Annotated in this window: 21 protein-coding genes; 6 read left to right on the top strand and 15 right to left on the bottom strand. The window is 71.2% G+C overall.

All coding sequences use genetic code 11. From position 1 onward, the window contains the following. Positions 1–99 precede the first annotated feature (99 nt). The 12 genes from ACZ6S8_RS07675 to ACZ6S8_RS07620 all read right to left on the bottom strand — a co-directional run bounded on the left by ACZ6S8_RS07675 (position 100) and on the right by ACZ6S8_RS07620 (position 10,145). On the bottom strand, positions 100–651 hold the full coding sequence (locus ACZ6S8_RS07675) for a TetR/AcrR family transcriptional regulator (RefSeq protein ID WP_469453397.1): 552 nt from the start codon (positions 649–651) through the stop codon (positions 100–102). Then, the gene (locus ACZ6S8_RS07670; protein WP_469453395.1) at positions 651–974 is read right to left on the bottom strand and encodes a DMT family transporter; all 324 of its coding nucleotides are present in this window, start codon (positions 972–974) and stop codon (positions 651–653) included. The genes ACZ6S8_RS07675 and ACZ6S8_RS07670 overlap by 1 nt, the downstream gene beginning before the upstream one ends. Positions 975–1,036: 62 nt before the next feature. After that, the gene (locus ACZ6S8_RS07665; protein WP_469453393.1) at positions 1,037–2,431 is read right to left on the bottom strand and encodes a hypothetical protein; all 1,395 of its coding nucleotides are present in this window, start codon (positions 2,429–2,431) and stop codon (positions 1,037–1,039) included. Positions 2,432–2,626: 195 nt separating this feature from the next. Further along, on the bottom strand, positions 2,627–2,971 hold the full coding sequence (locus ACZ6S8_RS07660) for a metal-sulfur cluster assembly factor (RefSeq protein WP_008741046.1): 345 nt from the start codon (positions 2,969–2,971) through the stop codon (positions 2,627–2,629). Further along, complete coding sequence (gene sufU / locus ACZ6S8_RS07655; RefSeq protein WP_383915146.1) at positions 2,968–3,429, bottom strand: Fe-S cluster assembly sulfur transfer protein SufU; 462 nt, start codon at positions 3,427–3,429, stop codon at positions 2,968–2,970. The genes ACZ6S8_RS07660 and sufU overlap by 4 nt, the downstream gene beginning before the upstream one ends. 31 nt (positions 3,430–3,460) lie before the next feature. Next, positions 3,461–4,717, bottom strand: coding sequence for a cysteine desulfurase (locus tag ACZ6S8_RS07650; protein ID WP_386521572.1), 1,257 nt, complete (start codon positions 4,715–4,717; stop codon positions 3,461–3,463). Continuing rightward, entirely contained in the window at positions 4,714–5,487 is a 774-nt protein-coding gene (gene sufC / locus ACZ6S8_RS07645; RefSeq protein WP_267722352.1) for a Fe-S cluster assembly ATPase SufC, read from the bottom strand. The genes ACZ6S8_RS07650 and sufC overlap by 4 nt, the downstream gene beginning before the upstream one ends. A gap of 7 nt (positions 5,488–5,494) precedes the next feature. Continuing rightward, positions 5,495–5,812, bottom strand: coding sequence for a bifunctional 3-phenylpropionate/cinnamic acid dioxygenase ferredoxin subunit (locus ACZ6S8_RS07640; protein ID WP_053681636.1), 318 nt, complete (start codon positions 5,810–5,812; stop codon positions 5,495–5,497). Then, positions 5,812–6,990 carry a Fe-S cluster assembly protein SufD gene (gene sufD, locus ACZ6S8_RS07635; RefSeq protein ID WP_469453390.1) on the bottom strand — a complete coding sequence of 393 codons (1,179 nt, stop codon included), beginning with the start codon at positions 6,988–6,990 and terminating at the stop codon, positions 5,812–5,814. The genes ACZ6S8_RS07640 and sufD overlap by 1 nt, the downstream gene beginning before the upstream one ends. Before the next feature lie 78 nt (positions 6,991–7,068). Next, on the bottom strand, positions 7,069–8,484 hold the full coding sequence (gene sufB / locus ACZ6S8_RS07630) for a Fe-S cluster assembly protein SufB (protein WP_469453388.1): 1,416 nt from the start codon (positions 8,482–8,484) through the stop codon (positions 7,069–7,071). Beyond that, a complete protein-coding gene (locus ACZ6S8_RS07625) occupies positions 8,481–9,242 on the bottom strand; it encodes a helix-turn-helix transcriptional regulator (protein WP_469453386.1) in 762 nt (253 codons plus the stop codon). Before ACZ6S8_RS07625 ends, sufB begins: the two co-directional genes overlap by 4 nt. Positions 9,243–9,353: 111 nt before the next feature. Beyond that, positions 9,354–10,145 carry a formate/nitrite transporter family protein gene (locus ACZ6S8_RS07620; RefSeq protein ID WP_469453384.1) on the bottom strand — a complete coding sequence of 264 codons (792 nt, stop codon included), beginning with the start codon at positions 10,143–10,145 and terminating at the stop codon, positions 9,354–9,356. Positions 10,146–10,266: 121 nt separating this feature from the next. Between ACZ6S8_RS07620 and ACZ6S8_RS07615 the strand changes: the two genes are divergently transcribed. The 4 genes from ACZ6S8_RS07615 (at position 10,267) to ACZ6S8_RS07600 (ending at position 14,182) form a co-directional block, all read left to right on the top strand. Beyond that, positions 10,267–11,193, top strand: a complete 927-nt coding sequence (locus ACZ6S8_RS07615; RefSeq protein WP_469453383.1) for an ABC transporter ATP-binding protein — start codon at positions 10,267–10,269, stop codon at positions 11,191–11,193. Next, complete coding sequence (locus ACZ6S8_RS07610; protein ID WP_469453382.1) at positions 11,190–11,972, top strand: ABC transporter permease; 783 nt, start codon at positions 11,190–11,192, stop codon at positions 11,970–11,972. The genes ACZ6S8_RS07615 and ACZ6S8_RS07610 overlap by 4 nt, the downstream gene beginning before the upstream one ends. Before the next feature lie 82 nt (positions 11,973–12,054). Continuing rightward, complete coding sequence (locus tag ACZ6S8_RS07605; protein WP_469453380.1) at positions 12,055–13,188, top strand: hypothetical protein; 1,134 nt, start codon at positions 12,055–12,057, stop codon at positions 13,186–13,188. A gap of 4 nt (positions 13,189–13,192) precedes the next feature. Further along, positions 13,193–14,182, top strand: coding sequence for a COX15/CtaA family protein (locus ACZ6S8_RS07600; protein ID WP_469453378.1), 990 nt, complete (start codon positions 13,193–13,195; stop codon positions 14,180–14,182). A 31-nt stretch (positions 14,183–14,213) separates the two neighbouring features. Here the strand turns inward: ACZ6S8_RS07600 and ACZ6S8_RS07595 are convergent, their stop codons facing one another. The 3 genes from ACZ6S8_RS07595 to ACZ6S8_RS07585 form a co-directional block, all read right to left on the bottom strand. Then, complete coding sequence (locus ACZ6S8_RS07595; RefSeq protein WP_469453376.1) at positions 14,214–15,356, bottom strand: amidohydrolase family protein; 1,143 nt, start codon at positions 15,354–15,356, stop codon at positions 14,214–14,216. Positions 15,357–15,520: 164 nt separating this feature from the next. Next, positions 15,521–15,862, bottom strand: coding sequence for a hypothetical protein (locus ACZ6S8_RS07590; RefSeq protein WP_469453375.1), 342 nt, complete (start codon positions 15,860–15,862; stop codon positions 15,521–15,523). Positions 15,863–15,886: 24 nt separating this feature from the next. Next, positions 15,887–16,828, bottom strand: a complete 942-nt coding sequence (locus ACZ6S8_RS07585; protein ID WP_469453373.1) for a heme o synthase — start codon at positions 16,826–16,828, stop codon at positions 15,887–15,889. Positions 16,829–17,181: 353 nt separating this feature from the next. On the opposite strand from ACZ6S8_RS07585, the gene tkt reads away from it, so the two are divergent. After that, positions 17,182–19,284 carry a transketolase gene (tkt, locus tag ACZ6S8_RS07580; protein ID WP_469453371.1) on the top strand — a complete coding sequence of 701 codons (2,103 nt, stop codon included), beginning with the start codon at positions 17,182–17,184 and terminating at the stop codon, positions 19,282–19,284. 34 nt (positions 19,285–19,318) lie between these two features. Further along, positions 19,319–20,437, top strand: a complete 1,119-nt coding sequence (gene tal, locus ACZ6S8_RS07575; RefSeq protein ID WP_469453369.1) for a transaldolase — start codon at positions 19,319–19,321, stop codon at positions 20,435–20,437.

Below are 20,437 nucleotides of genomic sequence, written 5' to 3'. Positions count from 1 at the left end.
GGCCGCGCCGGGCCGAGCAGGGCCGAGCAGGGCCGGACCCGCGCCCCGTACAGGGCCGGACCCCCGCCCCGTACGTCCACCGCGCCGGCCGCCCCCGCCTCAGCCCCGGCCCAGAACCCGCCCCAGGACCTCGCGCGCGTACGGTTCGTCGTACTCCGCGTCCGTGAGCAGCACCTGCAGGCCGATGCCGTCCACCACCGCCACCAGCGCCCGCGCCGTCACCGGATCCGTCCGGACCTCCAGCGCCCGGGCCACCGCCTCGCACCACTGGGCGGCCACCGGGCGCAGCGCGGGGCGCCGCAGGGCCTCCAGGTACAGCTCGTACTCCAGCCGCGCCCGGCCCCGGTCGGCCGTCAGGAACTCGCCCAGCAGCCGGGCCAGCGCCTGCGCGAGGTCGGCGTCCGGGTCGGCCAGGGTCCCGGAGTCCTCCACGGCCCGCGCGAAGCCCTCGTTGGCCTGGTGCAGCGCCGCGACGAGCAGGTCGTCCAGGGTCCTGAAGTGGTACGTGGTCGACCCCAGCGGCACGTCGGCCTCGGCGGCCGCGCTGCGGTGGCTGAGCCCCGCGATGCCCTTGGCCCCGACCACCCGGATGGCCGCGTCGACGATCCGCTGCCGGCGGCCGGGGTCGTACCTGCGGGCGCCCGGGGCCATCAGTGCGCCGCCCCGCCGAGGTTGAGCAGGACCACCCCGCCGATCACCAGCGCGATGCCGCAGATCTTCGCGGCGCTCGCCGCCTCCCCCAGGAACAGCATGCCGATGGCGGCGATGGCGGCCGTTCCGACGCCCGCCCAGATCGCGTAGGCCGTGCCGACCGACATCGTCTTCAGCGTCTGGGCGAGCAGGGTGAAGGCGATGGCGTACCCCAGCAGCGTGCCCAGCGACGGCCACAGTTTCGTGAACCCGTCGCTGTACTTCATGGCGGTGGTTCCGGCGACCTCGGCGGCGATGGCCGCGGCGAGCAGTACGTAGGGCATGTGTACGAGCGTACACAACGTTGCGTACGACCGTACACACAGAACCCGGGGGGACGCCCGGATCACCTCAGGGTGAACCAGGCCGCCCGCGCCTTCTTCCACTCGGCGTGGTCGAGGTCCTTGGCCTCGGTGCCGTCGCCGTACAGGTCGGCCGAGCCGCTGTCGGTGATCAGCTGGACGCGGGCACCGGGCCGGCGCAGGTCGGGCACGTTCACCACGGCCTCCCAGCCGCCGGGGTCCGTGGTCGGCAGGTCGGCCCGCTTCTTGGGGGCGTGGCCGGGGACGCCGTCCCACTGGTAGAGCGCGTACGGGTCGGAGTTGTCGTCGGCCGCGAACGAGCCGGCGAGGATCAGGTACTGCCCGGCCGCGTTCTTGCGGAGGTCCCGGACGGCCAGGCCTCCGAGGTCCATCTCGACGGGCTCGCCGAAGACGGCCTTCGCTCCGCCCGCCAGGACCCGGTCGATGTTGGTGACCGGCACGATCAGCGCCCTGCCGCCCGGGACCGCCGGGGCCAGCGGCGCCCGGAAGCCCAGGTAGGCCGTGGTCGTGGAGCCCGGGGCGAACTCCAGCCCCTCCACGTTGAACCCGTCGATCTGCTTGGGCACCTGACCGTTCGCGGTCCCGGCCGCGAAGCCGTAGCGGTTGCCGTGTGCCGCGTCCCAGGCGACCAGGTCCTCGCGCAGGCCCTTGTAGGCGGCGGCGAAGGTGACCTCGGTGGCGGCGCCCGACCCGGTGATCGTGGTGGTGAAGACGGTGTTGCGCTCCGCCTTGTACTTGCCGTCCTTGTTGTTGCCGAGCGATCCCGTCCAGTAGACCGTGTCGCCCACCCGGGCGGCCGCCTCGATGTCGGCCTCCTTCTTCCAGCCCAGGGCGGGGCCGAGGTCCCAGGTCTTCACCGGCGCTCCCGAGCGGGAACGGTCGTACAGCCGCAGCACGTTGGACTCGTCGTCGGCCACCAGTACGTGCCCGCCGCCCGCGTCGATCGCGGCGGAGGCGTCCGAGGAGCCGGTGAGGTAGCGGGTGGCCGGCGATCCGGCGACCCGCGCCGACGCCGCGTAGGACAGCGTCGCGGTGGCGGTCTTCCCGCCGCGGCCGGTCACCTCCAGGACCAGGTCGGTGTACCCCTGCGCCCGGGCCCGCACGGTCAAGGTCCGGTCACCCGTCCGGGTCCGCTCCTGCCGCACGTCGCCCGCGCCCGCCACCGCGGGGTTCGTGGACGACACCACCCTCAGCCGCAGCAGGCCGGCCGGCATCCCGGCCTGCTCGACGTCCACCGTCACGGACGGGTCGCCGTACGCGCCCACCGCGCCGCTGAGGTGCGTGGCGGACAGCGAGATCGTCGGGTCGGCGTACCCGGCGGCGTGCGCGGGGGCGCCCAGCCCCGCGACGAGCAGGGCCGCGGCTCCCGCGGCTCCCGCGGCGCCCAGACGGCGGGCCGGTGAAAGGCGAACGGTCACAGGGGGTCCTCTCCAGTGCTGCGTCACGTCGTGACGGCCGTCGAGAAGATTCGGCCACCCCGGCCAACTCCCGGTGCACGGCGCCCGTCCACCCGGAGAACAGCGGCCGGGAGAACGCGCCGGAGGAGCACCGGCCGGAAAGCAGGGAGGGCCCCCGGCACGACCGTGCCGGGGGCCCTCACGCGCGAGCGTCGATCAGACGTTGAAGCCGAGCGCGCGAAGCTGCTCACGACCGTCGTCCGTGATCTTGTCCGGACCCCACGGGGGCATCCAGACCCAGTTGATGCGAAGTTCGTTGACGATGCCGTCCGTCGCCGACTTCGCCTGGTCCTCGATGACGTCCGTCAGCGGGCAGGCCGCCGACGTCAGCGTCATGTCGAGGGTGGCGATGTTCGCGTCGTCGACGTGGATCCCGTAGATCAGGCCCAGGTTGACGACGTCGATGCCCAGCTCGGGGTCGACCACGTCGTAGAGGGCCTCGCGGACCTCCTCCTCGGTGGCCGGCTTGATCGACGCCTCGGGCGTCGCGTTGTCGGTCATGCCGTCTCCCTCTCCGCGCTGCCCAGAGCCTGGGCCGTCGCGTCCTTCCACGCCATCCAGCTCAGCAGAGCACATTTCACACGCGCCGGATACTTGGAGACGCCGGCGAACGCGACCGCGTCCTCCAGCACCTCCTCCATCTCCTCGGTCGGCTCCAGCTTGCCCTTGGACTGCATCAGCTCCAGGAACACGTCCTGGATCTTCCGCGCCTCGGCCAGCTCCTTGCCGACGAGCAGCTCGTTCAGCACGGACGCGCTGGCCTGGCTGATGGAGCAGCCCTGGCCCTCGTAGGAGACGTCGGTCAGCGTCTCGCCGTCGTACTTCACGCGCAGCGTGATCTCGTCACCGCAGGTCGGGTTGACGTGGTGCACCTCGGCGTCGCCGTCGCGCAGGCCGCGCCCGTGCGGGTGCTTGTAGTGGTCCAGGATCAGTTCCTGGTACATCGAATCCAGCTTCACTGCGGCCCCAACACCTTCGTCGTGTCCTTCGTCATCCGAAGAAGTTACGTACGTGCTCCAGGCCGTCGATCAGCGCGTCGACCTCGGCCGGAGAGGAGTACAGGTAGAAAGACGCCCGCGTCGTCGCAGGAATTCCGTACCGCAGGCAGACCGGGCGCGCGCAGTGGTGTCCCACGCGGACCGCGATGCCCTGCTCGTCCAGAACCTGGCCGACGTCGTGCGGGTGGATGTCACCGAGCGTGAACGAGATCGCGGCGCCGCGGTCCTCGGCCGTGGTGGGGCCGATGATCCGCAGGTCGGGCACCTCCAGGAGGCGCTTGACCGCGTACTCCGTGATCGCGTGCTCGTGCGCGGCGATCTTGTCCATGCCGATCGCGGTCAGGTAGTCCACGGCCGCGCCGAGGCCGACGGCCTGGGCGATCGGGGGCGTACCGGCCTCGAACTTGTGGGGCGCCGGGGCGTACGTCGAGGCGTGCATCGACACGGTCTCGATCATCTCGCCGCCGCCGAGGAACGGCGGCAGGTCCTCCAGCAGCTCCTGGCGGCCCCACAGGACGCCGATGCCGGTCGGGCCGCACATCTTGTGGCCGGTGAAGGCCACGAAGTCGGCGCCGAGGGCCTGCACGTCCAGCGGCATGTGCGGAGCGGCCTGGGAGGCGTCGATCAGCACCAGCGCGCCGACGTCCTGGGCGCGCCGGACGATCGCCTCGACCGGGTTGACCGTGCCCATGATGTTGGAGACCAGCGTGAAGGAGACGATCTTCGTCTTCTCCGTGATGACCTCTTCGATGTTGGACAGGTCGAGCCGGCCGTCGTCGGTGAGGCCGAACCACTTCAGCTTCGCGCCGGTGCGCTGCGCGAGCAGCTGCCACGGGACGATGTTGGAGTGGTGCTCCATCTCCGTGATGGCGATCTCGGTGTCGCGGTCGACCCGGTAGGGCTCGTCCGCCCAGCCGAGCATGTTCGCGACCAGGTTGAGCGACTCCGAGGCGTTCTTGGTGAAGATCACCTCGTTGCGGCTCGGAGCGTTGATGAACGCGGCGACCTTGTCGCGAGCGCCCTCGTACAGCGCCGTGGCCTCCTCTGCGAGCACGTGCACGCCGCGGTGGACGTTGGCGTTGTGCTGCTCGTAGTACTCGTTCAGCGCGTCGAGCACCTGGCGCGGCTTCTGCGAAGTCGCCGCGTTGTCCAGATAAACGATCTTCTTCCCGTCGTGGACCACACGATCCAGCAGGGGGAAGTCCTTGCGGATCGCCTCGGTGTCGAGGAGGCCAGGCAGCTGTGTCACGCGGTCGCGCCACCCTTCACGTACTTGTCGTAACCCTCGGCCTCCAGCTGGTCGGCGAGCTCGGCGCCACCGGACTCGGCGATGCGGCCGTTCGCGAACACGTGAACGAAGTCGGGCTTGATGTAGCGCAGGATGCGCGTGTAGTGGGTGATCAGCAGCGTGCCGACCTCGCCACCCTCGCGGACCCGGTTGACGCCCTCGGAGACGACGCGCAGGGCGTCGACGTCCAGGCCGGAGTCGGTCTCGTCGAGGATCGCGATCTTCGGCTTGAGGAGCTCCAGCTGGAGGATCTCGTGACGCTTCTTCTCACCGCCGGAGAAGCCCTCGTTCACGTTGCGCTCGGCGAAGGAGGTGTCCATGGAGAGCTGCTCCATGGCCGCCTTGACCTCCTTCACCCAGGTGCGCAGCTTCGGCGCCTCGCCGCGGATGGCGGTGGCCGAGGTGCGGAGGAAGTTGGACACCGAGACGCCGGGGACCTCGACCGGGTACTGCATGGCGAGGAACAGGCCGGCGCGGGCGCGCTCGTCTACGGACATCTCCAGGACGTCTTCGCCGTCGAGGGTCACGGTGCCACCGGTGATGGTGTACTTCGGGTGACCGGCGAGGGAGTACGCCAGGGTGGACTTGCCGGAGCCGTTCGGACCCATGATGGCGTGCGTCTCACCCTGCTTGACGGTGAGGTCGACGCCCTTGAGGATCTCGCGGGCACCAGTCGCCGAGTCGCCGGTCTCGACGGTGACGTGCAGGTCGTGGATTTCAAGCGTTGCCATGGATACCTCAGGACTCCTGGGTGAGGGAGACGAGCACGTCGTCCCCTTCGATCTTTACGGGGTATACGGGTACGGGGCGCGTCGCGGGCAGGCCGGACGGCTTTCCGGTGCGCAGGTCGAAGGCCGACCCGTGCAACCAGCACTCGATCATGCAGTCCTCGACCTCGCCCTCCGAGAGGGACACGTTCGCGTGCGAGCAGATGTCGTTGATCGCGAACACCTCCCCCTCGGTGGAGACGATGGACACCGGCGTGCCGTCGAGCTCGACCCGCTTGGGGGTGTCCGCTTCCAGCTCGCTCAGTGCACAGGCCTTGACGTAGTTCATCAGACGGAACCCTGGAGCTCGGTCTCGATCTTGGAGAGCAGGCGCTCTTCGATGTCGTCGACACCGATCTGCTGGACGAGCTCGGCGAAGAAGCCGCGCACGACCAGGCGGCGGGCCTCGTCGGCCGGGATGCCGCGGGACTGGAGGTAGAAGAGCTGCTCGTCGTCGAAGCGGCCGGTCGCGGAGGCGTGGCCGGCGCCGACGATCTCGCCGGTCTCGATCTCCAGGTTCGGCACCGAGTCGACCCGCGCGCCGTCCGTGAGGACGAGGTTGCGGTTCATCTCGTAGGTGTCGGTGCCCTCGGCGGTCTTCTCGATGAGCACGTCACCGATCCAGACCGCGTGGGCGTCCTGGCCCTGGAGCGCGCCCTTGTAGACCACGTTCGACTTGCAGTGCGGGGCACTGTGGTCGACCAGGAGGCGGTGCTCCTGGTGCTGTCCGGCGTCCGTGAAGTACAGGCCGAAGAGCTCGGCCTCGCCGCCGGGGCCGGCGTAGGTCACGCGCGGGTGCAGCCGGACCAGGTCGCCGCCGAAGGTGACGACGATCGACTTGAAGGTCGCGTCACGGCCGATCAGCGCGTTGTGCTGGGACACGTGGACGGCGGTGTCGTCCCAGTCCTGCACGGACACGACGGTCAGCTTGGCGCCGTCGCCGACGAGGAAGTCGACGTTGGCGGCGCGCACGCCGTCACCGGTGTGGTCGATGACGACGACGGCCTCGGCGAACGCCTGGACGTCGAAGACCGTGTGGCCGAAGGTCGTGCCGCCCTCGCCGTGGAGCGCGACGCGCACCGGCTCGGTCAGGACGGCCTCCTTGGGCACGGTGACGACCGTGGCCTTGGCGAAGGACGAGAACGCCTGGGCGGCGATCCGGTCCACCGGGGTGCCGGCCTTGCCGATGCGCGCGTCGCCGCGCTCCACCGACTCGACCGTCACCACGTCGGGCGCGTCGATCTGGGCCTTCATGGTGCCGTTGGCGACCGCGGTGCCGTCGTGCAGGCCCTTGAGGCGGGCGAGCGGGGTGAACCGCCACTCCTCCTCGCGGCCGTTCGGAACCGGGAAGTCGGCCACGTCGAAGGACGGGGGCGCGCTCATCCGGGTGGCGACGGTGGACTCGGCGGCCACCGCGATCGCGCCGGCAGTGGTGGAACCCGCCGGAATGTTCTGAGCCTCAGCCATGGCTGTCGTCTTGCTCACTCTCTTGTAAAGCGTGCCTACGTCGAAGAATCCGCTGCGGATGCGCGGGGCGGTCGGGGACTAGCCGACCGAACCCTCCATCTGCAGCTCGATCAGCCGGTTGAGCTCCAGCGCGTACTCCATGGGGAGCTCGCGGGCGATCGGCTCGACGAAGCCGCGCACGATCATCGCCATGGCCTCGAACTCGGTCAGTCCGCGGCTCATCAGGTAGAAGAGCTGGTCGTCGGAGACCTTGGAGACGGTCGCCTCGTGACCCATGGACACGTCGTCCTCGCGGACGTCCACGTAGGGGTACGTGTCGGAGCGGGAGATCGTGTCGACCAGGAGCGCGTCGCACAGCACGTTGGACTTCGAGCCGTGCGCGCCCTCGCCGATCTCGACCAGACCGCGGTACGAGGTGCGGCCGCCGCCGCGGGCCACCGACTTCGAGACGATGTTCGAGGAGGTGTTCGGCGCCATGTGGACCATCTTGGAGCCGGCGTCCTGGTGCTGGCCCTCGCCCGCGAAGGCGATGGAGAGGGTCTCGCCCTTGGCGTGCTCGCCCATCAGGTAGACGGCCGGGTACTTCATGGTGACCTTGGAACCGATGTTGCCGTCGACCCACTCCATGGTCGCGCCCTCGTACGCCACGGCGCGCTTGGTGACCAGGTTGTAGACGTTGTTCGACCAGTTCTGGATGGTCGTGTAGCGGCAGCGGCCGCCCTTCTTCACGATGATCTCCACCACGGCGCTGTGCAGCGAGTCCGAGGAGTAGATCGGGGCGGTGCAGCCCTCGACGTAGTGGACGTACGCGTCCTCGTCGACGATGATCAGCGTCCGCTCGAACTGGCCCATGTTCTCCGTGTTGATCCGGAAGTAGGCCTGGAGCGGGATGTCGACCTTCACGCCCTTGGGGACGTAGATGAAGGAGCCGCCGGACCACACCGCGGTGTTCAGCGACGCGAACTTGTTGTCGCCGACCGGGATGACCGTGCCGAAGTACTCCTGGAAGAGCTCGGGGTGCTCCTTGAGCGCGGTGTCCGTGTCGAGGAAGATGACGCCCTGCTCCTCCAGGTCCTCGCGGATCTGGTGGTAGACGACCTCGGACTCGTACTGGGCCGCGACGCCCGCGACGAGGCGCTGCTTCTCCGCCTCGGGGATGCCGAGCTTGTCGTACGTGTTCTTGATGTCCTCCGGCAGGTCCTCCCACGAAGCGGCCTGCTTCTCGGTGGAACGCACGAAGTACTTGATGTTGTCGAAGTCGATGCCCGAGAGGTCGGAACCCCAGTTGGGCATGGGCTTCTTGCCGAACAGCTTGAGGCCCTTGAGGCGGAGGTTCAGCATCCACTCCGGCTCGGACTTCTTCGCAGAGATGTCGCGGACGACCTCCTCGGACAGACCCCGCTTGGCAGCGGAGCCGGCCACGTCGGAGTCGGCCCAGCCGTATTCGTAGGTGCCCAGGCCATCGAGCTCAGGGTGAGCAGTCTCCGTGGTCATGCGGGGTTCCTCCCGGCCGTACGTGCAGATGCTGATGTGTCGGTCTGTGGTGCGCTCGCGCTGCGCGGAATGAACGTCGTGCACACTCCGTCGCCGTGGGCGATCGTGGCGAGGCGCTGCACATGTGTCCCGAGCAGGCGGGAGAAGACCTCGGTCTCCGCCTCGCAGAGCTGCGGGAACTGCTCGGCTACATGTGCGACCGGGCAGTGGTGCTGGCAGAGCTGTTCACCGCTGTGCGGACCGGGAGCGCTCTTCGCCGTAGCAGCGTACCCGTCCACGGTCAACGCCTTGGCCAGGGCCTCCGTGCGGTCCTCCGGGGCGGCCGCTTCCACGGCGTCCCGGTAAGCCTGCGCCTGCGTCTCCATCCGCGACCGTGCGAAGGCGGCGACCGCCGCCTCTCCCTGTTCCCCGCCGCCGACGGACTGCGCGATCCAGCGCAGGGCTTCCGCGGCGAGGGTGTCATAGGACTGGTCGAAGGCGTCGCGGCCGCAGTCGGTCAGCGCGAAGGCCTTGGCGGGCCGGCCCCGGGCGCGCGTGCCGTACACGCGCTGCTCCCGGGGTGCGACCACGTCGTCGGCGACGAGCGTGTCGAGGTGGCGGCGCACGGCGGCCTGGGTGAGGCCGAGGCGCTTGGCGAGGTCGGCGACGGTGGACGGACCGTGGTCCAGGATGGACCGCGCCACCCGGTTGCGGGTTGACCGCTCCCCGGTGGCGAGCTCCCCCTGGGGGGTCTCGATCTGCCGTTCGCCGTATTTCACAACGCTATTGTTGCGTAATTAACCGCTGTGCGACAAGCGGTGACGGCGACCACACCTGGTGGCCTCCATCACTAAGGGTTACCTAATTTGTCGACGCAGCGTTATCAAAACCTATTCGGAGGAACACGTTCCGTCCTCTCGCCGGGACCCTCCCGTGAACCAGTACACGGCTCCCACCAGCAATCCTCCGCCCACGACGTTCCCCGGCACGGTAAACATCAGGTTCCGGAAAAGATCACCGAAACCGACTGATCCATCCAGGATCGCGAGGCTGAAAAGAGCCATGTTCGCGACGCAGTGTTCGAATCCCACGGCCACGAAGACCGCCACCGGCAGCCACAGGACGAAGATTTTGGCGGCGTCACCCCGGGCCCGGGTGAACATCCAGACCGCCAGGCAGACCAGCATGTTGCACAGCACGGCCCGCCAGAAGAGCTGACCGCCGCCCAGGGCCGTCTTCCCGTGGACCATCTCCGTGAGCATGGCCCGGGCGGACGGTGACGAGGTCACGCCGGAGGCGTGCACCATCGCGCCGAAGGCGAAGGCCCCCGCGAGGTTCCCGGCCAGCGAGAGCGTCCACGACGAGACCAGGGCCCGGACCCCGGTCCGGCCGGACAGGGCGCCGACCAGCATCACCATCACGTTGCTCGTGAACAGCTGGGCGCCGGCGAACATCACGATGGTCAGGGCCACCGGGAAGAGCGCCCCCTCCAGCAGCTTCACCGCCGCCGAGCCCTGGGCGACGAACGGCGAGACCGCGACCAGCAGCAGCACCTCGCCGATGCCGATGTACGCGCCCGCCAGCATCGCCGAGACGAAGTACCGCGGCGGGTGCCCGAGGTCGTGGGCCTTGTGCTCGGCCTGCCCCGAGGTGGCTTCGACGTTCCGCGCGATGCTGTCCACCCTTCGACGCTAGGCCCGCGCCGGCCCCCGTACGGCTCGAAAAGGTCATGAATGAGCGGGCCCGTGACCCTTCGACCCCGGGACCAAGGACCCCTCCCGCGGCTCCGTAGACTCACCCCCCATGAGCAACGACCCCGCCGTGGAGATCCGCGGACTGGTGAAGCGGTACGGCCCCAGGAACGCGGTGGACGGCCTGGACCTCACCGTCCGGAGGGCCTCCGTCACCGCGGTCCTCGGCCCCAACGGCGCGGGCAAGACGACCACCGTGGAGACCTGCGAGGGCTACCGCCGGCCCGACGCCGGCACCGTCCGCGTCCTCGGCCTCGACCCGGTGGCCCAGGCCGCCCGGCTGCGCCCGCGGATCGGCGTGATGCTCCAGTCCGGCGGCGTCTACTCCGGGGCCCGCGCCGTCGAGATGCTGCGCCACATGGCCAAGCTGTACGCCCACCCGCTCGACGTGGACCCCCTGGTGGAGCGCCTCGGCCTCGGCGGCTGCGGCCGCACCCCCTACCGCCGGCTGTCCGGCGGGCAGCAGCAGCGCCTGGCCCTGGCCATGGCCGTGGTCGGCCGGCCCGAGCTGGTCTTCCTGGACGAGCCCACCGCGGGACTCGACCCGCAGGCCCGGCGCGCGACCTGGGAGCTCGTACGGGAACTGCGCGCCGACGGGGTCACCGTCGTCCTCACCACGCACCACATGGACGAGGCGGAACAGCTCGCCGACGAGGTCGCCATCGTGGACGCGGGCCGGGTCATCGCCCACGGCAGCCCCGAGCAGCTGTGCCGCGGCGGCGCAGAGAACACCCTGCGCTTCACCGGCCGCCCCGCCCTCGACCTCGGCTCGCTCCTGAAGGCACTGCCCGACGGCACCGAGGCCGCCGAGCTGACCGCGGGCGTCTACCGGGTCACCGGCGACGTCCACCCGCAGCTGCTGGCCACCGTCGCCTCCTGGTGCGCCCAGCACGGCGTGATGCCGGACAGCCTCTCGGTGGAGCGGCACACGCTCGAAGACGTCTTCCTGGAACTGACCGGTAAGGAGCTGCGCGCATGAGCGCCGGCACGTTCACCCCCGCCCCGGGGGCCGCGCCCGTCTCCCGCATGATCCTCGCGCAGACGGCACTGGAGACCCGGATGCTGCTGCGCAACGGGGAGCAGCTGCTGCTCACCGTGATCATCCCGGCACTGCTGCTGGTGCTCTTCTCGGCCGTCGACATCATCAGCGTGCCGGCCGGCCGGGACGGCACGGGCACGTCCGTGGACTTCCTGGCCCCGGGCATCCTGGCGCTCGCCGTGATGTCCACCGCCTTCACCGGCCAGGCCATCGCCACCGGGTTCGACCGCCGCTACGGGGTACTGAAGCGGCTCGGGGCCTCCCCGCTGCCGCGCTGGGCGCTGATGGCCGCCAAGACGCTGTCGGTCCTGGTCACCGAGGTGCTGCAGATCGCGCTGCTGACGGTGATCGCCCTCGCGCTGGGCTGGTCCCCGCACGGGAACCCGCTGTCGGTCCTGGCGCTGGTCCTGCTGGGCACCGCCGCGTTCTCCGGGCTCGGGCTGCTGATGGCCGGCACCCTGAAGGCCGAGATGACCCTGGCCGCCGCCAACCTCGTCTTCCTGCTGCTGCTGGTCGGCGGCGGGGTGATCGTGCCGCTGGAGAAGTTCCCGGACGGCGTCCGCTCCGTACTGGAGCTGCTGCCCATCTCGGCCCTGTCCGACGGGCTGCGCGCGGTGCTCCAGGACGGCGCCGCGCTGCCGTGGGGCACGGCCGCCGTCCTGGCGGGCTGGGCCGTGCTCGGCCTGGGGGCCGCGGCACGGCTGTTCCGCTGGGAGTGAATCCCTTCCGCTGCGGTCCGCCTTCCCGCGACTATGGATCCCGACCCATGAGGTGCGCGGACCACGACGCCGGAGGGCGGACATGGCGGAGCGAGAGGCCGTTCTTCGGCTGGACGGGCAGTGGGCGCGGGTCCGGGCGGGGGACGCGCACGTGGAGCCGGCGGAGCGCGACCGGCTGCTGGACGAGCTGATCGGCGCCCTGCGCACCCACCCGGAGGACCCCCGCTGTACGGCCCTGCTGGGGCTGCGCCTCGCCGACCGGGCCGCGCTGCGGTTCGCCGACGGGGACCGTGCGGGCGCCCTCGCCACGATCGAGGAGGCGCTGCGCAGCTCCGAGCGCGCGGCGGCGTACTCCCCCGACTTCGCCCGCTGGTACGCCCGGGGGCTGATCAACCACGGTGTGTGGCTCGCCTGGCCGCTGAGCGACGGGGCCCGGCTGCCCCGGCACCCGCTGGGCCGGTCCGCCACCGGCGGCCCGAGCGCGACGGAGCGGGCGGCCGGCGAGCGCGCCCGCGACCTGACCCGGACCGCGGTCGGGGTGTGGGCGGGGCTCGACCAGCGGGACCCCGTCAACCGGAGCGGCCTCGCCCAGGCCAAGGTCTTCCTCGGGGACCGGCTCGCGGAGCTGGGGTCCGCCGAGGACGCGGTGGCCTGGGCGGTGGACGCCGAGTCGGACTTCCGCGAGCTGCTGCTCGCGGATCCGGGCGCGGCGGAGTCCGGGGACGCCGAGGAGGCGCTCGACCACATCGGCCGCCAGCTGGAACTCCGCTTGCGCTTCCTGGCGTTCGGCTCGCTGGTCAGCCTGCGCGCGCGCCGGCTGCTGCCCGAACGGCTGCTGCCCCAGGCCGTGGTGGCCGCCCGGATCCAGGGCGTGCCGGAGTCGGAGATCGCGGCCCGGCTGCACCTCGGGGCCGAACAGGTGCACACCATGCTGGAGGTCACCCCCTGGCTCGCGGTGTGGCGCGTCGAGGTGCGCGGGCCCGACGGGCAGTGGAACGTACAGGACCATCCGTGGCACAGCACCACAGAAGTGCGAAACAGGACAGCCGAGGACGTAGCGTCGGAATTAGTGCGCGGCTTCACCGGCTCGGCCGACTACCCGGGGGACGGCGTCCCTTGGCGCCTGCGCCTGTGGTGGCACGAGGAGGGCGATCCGGCGGGGGCCCGGTTCCGCCTGGTCGTCGGCCCCGACGCGGCGCCGGGCACCCCCTCGTGAAACTTTGCACAAGGCTCCGCATACGATAGGCGCCGTGTTGAACCCATTCACCTACCTCGCCGGCCGCTGGACTCCGTCACCCCGGATCGTCCGGCGGGCCGCACTCGCGGCGCTCGTCATGAGCGTGGCCATCGTCGTCACCGGCGGCGCCGTGCGGCTGACCGGATCGGGCCTCGGCTGCGACACCTGGCCCAAGTGCACGGACGACAGCCTGATCGCGACCCGGGAACAGGGCTTCCACGGCGCCATCGAGTTCGGCAACCGGATGCTGACGTACGTGCTCTCCGCGGCCGTCGGCTGGTACATCCTCGCCGCGCGCGCGGCCAAGCCGTGGCGGCACTCGCTGACCAGGCTCGGCTGGACCCAGTTCGCCGTCGTGATGTCCAACGCGGTGCTCGGCGGGATCACGGTCAGGACCGGGCTCAACCCGTACAGCGTCGCCGGGCACTTCCTCCTGGCCACCGCGCTGATCGCGGTGACCACCGTCAGCTGGCACCGCGTCGGCGAGGGCGACACCGCTCCCCGGCCGCGCGTGCCGGGGCCGGTCCGCAAGCTGTCGTGGGCGCTGCTCTCGATCACGTTCGTGCTGATCGCCGCGGGCACCGTCGTCACCGGTTCCGGACCGCACGCCGGCGACAGCAGCGAGATCGAGCGGATGCCGTTCGACTGGTCGGCCACCGCGCACGTGCACGCCGTCGCCGCCTGGGTGGTGTGCGCGCTCGCCGTCGCGATGTGGCTGGTGCTGCGCGTGGTCGACGCCCCGTCCGACGCCCGGGCCCGCGCCCGCGACCTGCTGGTCGTGCTGCTCGCCCAGGGCGCCATCGGCTACGTGCAGTTCTTCACCCAGCTGCCCGAGGTGCTCGTCGCCGCCCACATGCTGGGCTCCTGCCTGGTGTGGATCGCCGTCCTGCGCGTCGCGCTCAGCCTGCGGGAGCGGCCGTCGGACCAGCCGGAGATCCCGGCCCAGGGCGCCGCGCAGCTCTCCGCCGCCTGATCCCGCACCGTGCGGGGCGCGCCCGCCGCGTTCACCCCGGCCCGTCCAGCCGGTAGACGCGGCGGGCGTTGCCCGCCGCGATCATGGCGGCCACCCGCTCCGCGTCCCGCCGGGACCAGGCGCCGTCGGCCGCCCACCCGCCCAGCACCCGGCCCAGCGCCTCCCGGAACACCAGGGCGCCCACCGCGTGCAGTTCGGGCAGCCGGCGCCCGCCACTGGAGAACAGCAGCTTCCCGAAGGGCGCCAGCTCCAGCAGCTCGGCCAGGACCGCGTCGCCCCGGGCCCCGGTCCGGGCCAGGGCCGCGCCGGCGTCGGCGTACACGTGCGGGAAGGCCGCCGCCAGCTGCGCCGCGTGCCGGTGGTACGGATATCCGCCGAGCAGCACCAGCCGCGCGCCCAGCCCGGCCGTGGCCCGTACGAACTCGGCGAGGAGCCCGGGGTCGCCCCGGTCCGGCCGCTGCCCCGGCTCCCCCGTGTCCGCCCCGGTGTGCAGCTGGAGCGGGAGCCCGGACTCGACCGCGCTCCACAGCAGGTGCCGCAGGAGCACGGGGTCCCGTACGGCTTCGCCCCGGGTCCGCCGGGCCAGCCAGCGGCCGGCCGCCCCGCGGACCTCGCCCTCCACCGGCGGCCCGGGCGCGAAGGCGAGGAGGGAGCCGAGGGAGGGTGCCGTGCTCCCGGGGGCCTCGCCGCAGGTGAAGGCGGCCGCCCCGGCGGCGCAGTGGTGGACGGCCTCGGCGAGGTTGGCCAGGAAGGCGGCCACGGTTCCGGAGGTGTCGGCGACCTGCTCGGCCAGTAACTCCAGCCGGACCGCCTCGAAGGTCTCCGCGTCCGCGGCCGACGCCAGCTCCTTGGCCCCCGTGAGGTCCCCGGGCGCCCCGGTGTCCACCAGGTAGGCGGCGACGCCCGAGCCCCGCAGCAGCCGCCGTGCGGATTCGGCCGGGCCCAGCTCGCGCCGGCGGGCCAGGTAGCGGGCGGGCGCGCAGTGCGGCTCCAGCCCGAGCAGCGGCGGGCACCAGCGGCGCACGGCGAAGCCGGTCTGCGTGTCGAAGAAGGTGGTGCCCGCGGCGGGCGGGCCGGCCGAGCGGAGCAGCTCGGCCTCGAAGGTGCCCAGGCCCAGCTCCGTACGGATCACTCCGTGGCAGTGCTGGTCGACCAGGGGCGGCGTTTCGATCATCCGGGCATCCCGTTGCGGACGTGGGGAAGGCGCTTCCACACGTCCTAACGGATGAGCGGGGTGTGAGGTGTTGCTCGCGCTGTTGACCGAGACGGCGCCCACGGTCCCCGGACGGGGTCGCGGGGGGGGTGTCGTGGAAGCCGTCGCGCGGGGCGCCGGGGCGGTCAGACCGCCGGGTTCGCCGGTCCGCCGATCTGGATGCCGGCCATCCGGGTCCACTCGTACGGGCCGGTCCGCACCCGGGCGGCGAACTCGCCGTCGAACTCCTCGTGGAGGGTCAGCGCGGCCTTCTCGGCGGCCAGCTGCGCCGCGGCGTACGTCGGGGCCACCAGGTCGCCCCAGCCGCCGTCCGTGCCGACGAGCACGATCCGGGTGCCGGCCTGGCCGATGTGGGCGAGCTGGCCCTCGGCGCCGCCGTGCTGCTTGGCGAACGCACCGATCTGCTTGGCCAGCTTCGCCGCCGTACGGTCCAGCTTCTTGTCTGCGGTCTGCGCGGTGTCTGCCATGGACGGCATGCTACCGGTGAGTAATCAGTGGAGGAAGGGATCCACGGCCACCGCCACGAAGAGCAGCGACACGTAGGTGATCGACCAGTGGAACAGGCGCATCTCCTTGAGCTTCGCGCCCGTCACGCCCGACTTGGCCCGCGCGTGCAGCGCGTGCGCCTCCCACAGCCACCAGCCGCCGGCGACCAGCGCCACCGTGGTGTAGAACCAGCCGGTGTACCCCAGCGGGGTCAGCAGCAGCGAGACCGCCACCATCACCCAGCTGTAGAGGACGATCTGACGGGCCACGACCCTGTTCCCGGCCACGACCGGCAGCATCGGCACGCCGACCCGCGCGTAGTCGTCCTTCACCTTCATCGACAGCGGCCAGTAGTGCGGCGGCGTCCAGAAGAAGATGACGAGGAAGAGGATGACCGCGGCCCAGGAGACCTCGTTCTTGACCGCCGACCAGCCGATCAGCACCGGCATGCAGCCCGCGATGCCGCCCCAGACGATGTTCTGGGAGGTCCGCCGCTTCAACAGCATCGTGTAGACGACGACGTAGAAGAGGAGCGCACCGAGCGCGAGCGCCGCCGACAGCCAGTTGATGAGCAGACCGAAGAACAGCGTCGAGAGGACCCCGAGCGTGATGCCGAAGACCAGGCACTCCCGCGGGCTGACCATGCCGGTCACCAGCGGGCGCTGCGAGGTCCGGTCCATCAGCGCGTCGATGTCGCGGTCGATGTACATGTTCAGCGCGTTGGCGCCGCCGGCCGACAAGTAGCCGCCGAAGCAGGTCGCGAGGACCAGCCACAGCGACGGCACGCCCTGCTCGGCGAGGAACATCACCGGCACGGTCGTGATGAGCAGAAGCTCGATGATCCGCGGCTTCGTCAGTGCCACGAAAGCCATGGCCCGGGCCCCGAGCGGCCGGTGGCCGGGGCTCGTCCCGAGCACCCCCGCTGGACGGGATTCGACGGCCGTCACGCACACCCCTGACAGAGAATCCAGCAAGCTCGGCCCGGACCAGGGAAGACATGAAGGTCCGGTAAAGGCTTGCGCGTACCACGCCACTCTAGACGTTGCACTTACGTCGCCCCGCGCGGGGGTCGGTTCGTGTTGGGCCGATCGGACCGGGCATACGGGACGGGACGACCACGAGCGCACCCCCCGGCGCTCAGAGGGCGCCACGGGCGCTCAGGTGAACGGCGGGCACCGGCGACGTGACCGACGTACGGCACTCGAATAGCTGCACGCCGTGGCGGGGGTAGGCTCGGAATCGCGCCGGTGCACCGCCTCGTCACCGGGAACAGACATGTGGAGAGGAGCCCTGAAAAACGGTGAGCAGCAAGCCGACCACCACAGAGCTCGAGTGGACCGAACTGGACCAGCGGGCCGTCGACACCGCCCGCATCCTGGCCGCTGACGCGGTCCAGAAGGTCGGAAACGGCCACCCCGGTACGGCGATGAGCCTGGCCCCCGCCGCGTACACCCTCTTCCAGAAGGTGATGCGGCACGACCCGTCGGACCCCGAGTGGGTCGGCCGCGACCGCTTCGTGCTCTCCGCGGGGCACTCGTCCCTCACCCTGTACACCCAGCTGTACCTCGGCGGGTTCGGGCTGGAGCTGGAGGACCTCGAGGCGTTCCGCACCTGGGGCTCCAAGACCCCCGGCCACCCGGAGTACGGCCACACCAAGGGCGTCGAGACCACCACCGGCCCGCTGGGCCAGGGCATCGCCAACGCGGTGGGCATGGCCATGGCCACCCGCTACGAGCGCGGCCTGTTCGACCCGCAGGCCCCGCAGGGCTCCTCCCCCTTCGACCACATGATCTACGCGGTCGCGGGCGACGGCTGCCTCCAGGAGGGCATCTCCCACGAGGCGTCCGCGCTGGCCGGCCACCAGAAGCTCGGCAACCTGGTGCTGCTGTGGGACGACAACCACATCTCCATCGAGGGCGACACCGAGACGGCCGTCTCCGAGGACACCCTCAAGCGCTACGAGGCGTACGGCTGGCACGTCCAGCGCGTCGAGCAGCAGGAGAACGGCGACCTCGACCCGAAGGCGCTGTACGCCGCGCTGCTGGCCGCGAAGGCCGAGACCGGCCGCCCGTCCTTCATCGCCGCCCGCTCGATCATCGCCTGGCCCGCCCCGGACGCCCAGGGCACCGAGGCCGCCCACGGCTCGGCGCTCGGCGACGACGAGGTCGCGGCCACCAAGCGCGTCCTCGGCTTCGACCCGGAGAAGTCCTTCGACGTCGCCGACGAGGTCCTCGCGCACACCCGGCAGGCCGTCGACCGCGGCCGCGAGGCGCGGGCCGAGTGGGAGAAGGAGTTCTCCGCCTGGCGCACCGCCAACCCGGAGCGCGCCGCCGAGTTCGACCGCATCAACGCGAACGAGCTGCCGGCGGGCTGGGAGGACTCCCTCCCCGTCTTCGAGACCGGCAAGGGCGTCGCCACCCGCGCGGCCTCCGGCAAGGTGCTCCAGGCGCTCGGCGCGATCGTTCCGGAGCTGTGGGGCGGCTCGGCCGACCTCGCCGGCTCGAACAACACCACCATCGACAAGGACTCCTCGTTCCTGCCGGTGGGCAACCCGCTGCCGGAGGCCGACCCGTACGGCCGCACCGTCCACTTCGGCATCCGCGAGCACGCCATGGCCGCGTCCATGAACGGCATCGCCCTGCACGGCCACACCCGCATCTACGGCGGCACCTTCCTGGTGTTCTCCGACTACATGCGCAACGCCGTCCGCCTCTCCGCGCTGATGCACGTGCCGGTCACCTACGTGTGGACGCACGACTCCATCGGCCTCGGCGAGGACGGCCCCACCCACCAGCCCGTCGAGCACCTCGCCTCGCTGCGCGCCATCCCGGGCCTGAACGTGGTCCGTCCGGCCGATGCCAACGAGACCGTCGTCGCCTGGCGCGAGATCATGCGCCGCCACACCAAGGTGTACGGCAAGGGCGCTCCGCACGGCCTGGCGCTGACCCGCCAGGGCGTACCGACGTACGACCGCAACGACGACGCCGCCAAGGGCGGGTACGTGCTCTTCGACGCGACGGGCCCCGACGGCGCCGCCGCCGAGCCGCAGGTCCTGCTCATCGGCACCGGCTCCGAGGTCCAGCTCGCCGTCGCCGCGCGCGAGGCGCTGCAGGCCGGAGGCGTCCCGGCGCGCGTGGTCTCGATGCCGTCCGTCGAGTGGTTCGAGGAGCAGAGCCAGGAGTACAAGGACAGCGTCCTGCCGCCCTCCGTCAGGGCGCGCGTCGCGGTCGAGGCCGGCATCGGCCTGACCTGGCACCGCTACGTCGGCGACGCCGGCCGGATCGTCTCGCTGGAGCACTTCGGTGCCTCGGCCGACGCGAAGGTGCTGTTCCGCGAGTTCGGCTTCACCCCCGAGGCCGTGACCGCCGCCGCCCACGAGTCGCTCGCCGCCGCCGCGCGCTGACGCCCGTACCAGACCAGTAGGAGATGCAATTCCCATGACAGACGCACTCAAGCGCCTCTCCGACGAGGGCGTGGCGATCTGGCTGGACGACCTGTCGCGCAAGCGCATCACGTCCGGCAACCTCGCCGAGCTCATCGACCAGTCGCACGTGGTCGGGGTCACCACCAACCCGGCGATCTTCCAGAAGGCGATCAGCGGCGGCGAGGGGTACGAGCAGCAGCTCACCGACCTCGCGACCCGCAAGGTCACCGTGGAGGAGGCCCTGCGCATGATCACCACGGCGGACGTCCGTGACGCCGCCGACATCCTGCGCCCGGTCTACGACCGCACCGACGGTCAGGACGGCCGGGTCTCGATCGAGGTCGACCCCCGTCTGGCCCACAACACCCCGGCGACCGTCGCCGAGGCCAAGCAGCTCGCCTGGCTGGTGGACCGCCCGAACACGCTCATCAAGATCCCGGCGACCAAGGCCGGCCTGCCGGCGATCACCGAGGTCATCGGCAAGGGCATCAGCGTCAACGTGACGCTGATCTTCTCGCTGGAGCGCTACCGCGAGGTCATGGACGCGTACCTCGCGGGTCTGGAGAAGGCCAAGGCCGCCGGCCTGGACCTGTCCCTGATCCACTCCGTCGCCTCCTTCTTCGTGTCGCGCGTCGACTCGGAGATCGACAAGCGCCTGGACGCCGTCGGCACCGACGAGGCCAAGGCCCTCAAGGGCAAGGCGGCGCTCGCGAACGCCCGGCTGGCCTACGAGGCCTACGAGGAGGTCTTCTCCTCCGACCGCTGGGCCGCGCTGGAGCGCGTCGGCGCCAACAAGCAGCGTCCGCTGTGGGCCTCGACCGGCGTCAAGGACCCGGCCTACAAGGACACCCTGTACGTGGACGACCTGGTCGCCCCGAACACGGTGAACACCATGCCGGAGGCCACCCTGGAGGCCACGGCCGACCACGGGCAGATCACGGGCGACACCGTGCGCGGCACCTACGACCAGGCCCGCGCCGAGCTCGAAGCGGTCGCGAAGCTGGGCATCTCGTACGACGATGTGGTGCAGCTGCTGGAAGACGAGGGCGTCGAGAAGTTCGCGGTGTCCTGGAACGACCTGCTGAAGTCGACCGAGGCGGAGCTTGAGCGCCTCGCCCCCACGGAGGCCTGA

It is taken from the genome of Streptomyces sp. NPDC048461 (assembly GCF_055587105.1).
This window is presented reverse-complemented; position numbering and strand designations above follow the sequence as displayed.

Bases quoted from the DNA above. Each gene is read 5' to 3' on its own strand.
- ACZ6S8_RS07675 (WP_469453397.1), bottom strand. From the start codon at position 651: ATGGCCCCGGGCGCCCGCAGGTACGACCCCGGCCGCCGGCAGCGGATC.
- ACZ6S8_RS07670 (WP_469453395.1), bottom strand. From the start codon at position 974: ATGCCCTACGTACTGCTCGCCGCGGCCATCGCCGCCGAGGTCGCCGGA.
- ACZ6S8_RS07660 (WP_008741046.1), bottom strand. From the start codon at position 2,971: ATGACCGACAACGCGACGCCCGAGGCGTCGATCAAGCCGGCCACCGAG.
- sufC (WP_267722352.1), bottom strand. From the start codon at position 5,487: ATGGCAACGCTTGAAATCCACGACCTGCACGTCACCGTCGAGACCGGC.
- ACZ6S8_RS07640 (WP_053681636.1), bottom strand. From the start codon at position 5,812: ATGAACTACGTCAAGGCCTGTGCACTGAGCGAGCTGGAAGCGGACACC.
- sufD (WP_469453390.1), bottom strand. From the start codon at position 6,990: ATGGCTGAGGCTCAGAACATTCCGGCGGGTTCCACCACTGCCGGCGCG.
- sufB (WP_469453388.1), bottom strand. From the start codon at position 8,484: ATGACCACGGAGACTGCTCACCCTGAGCTCGATGGCCTGGGCACCTAC.
- ACZ6S8_RS07615 (WP_469453383.1), top strand. From the start codon at position 10,267: ATGAGCAACGACCCCGCCGTGGAGATCCGCGGACTGGTGAAGCGGTAC.
- ACZ6S8_RS07610 (WP_469453382.1), top strand. From the start codon at position 11,190: ATGAGCGCCGGCACGTTCACCCCCGCCCCGGGGGCCGCGCCCGTCTCC.
- ACZ6S8_RS07605 (WP_469453380.1), top strand. From the start codon at position 12,055: ATGGCGGAGCGAGAGGCCGTTCTTCGGCTGGACGGGCAGTGGGCGCGG.
- ACZ6S8_RS07595 (WP_469453376.1), bottom strand. From the start codon at position 15,356: ATGATCGAAACGCCGCCCCTGGTCGACCAGCACTGCCACGGAGTGATC.
- ACZ6S8_RS07590 (WP_469453375.1), bottom strand. From the start codon at position 15,862: ATGGCAGACACCGCGCAGACCGCAGACAAGAAGCTGGACCGTACGGCG.
- tal (WP_469453369.1), top strand. From the start codon at position 19,319: ATGACAGACGCACTCAAGCGCCTCTCCGACGAGGGCGTGGCGATCTGG.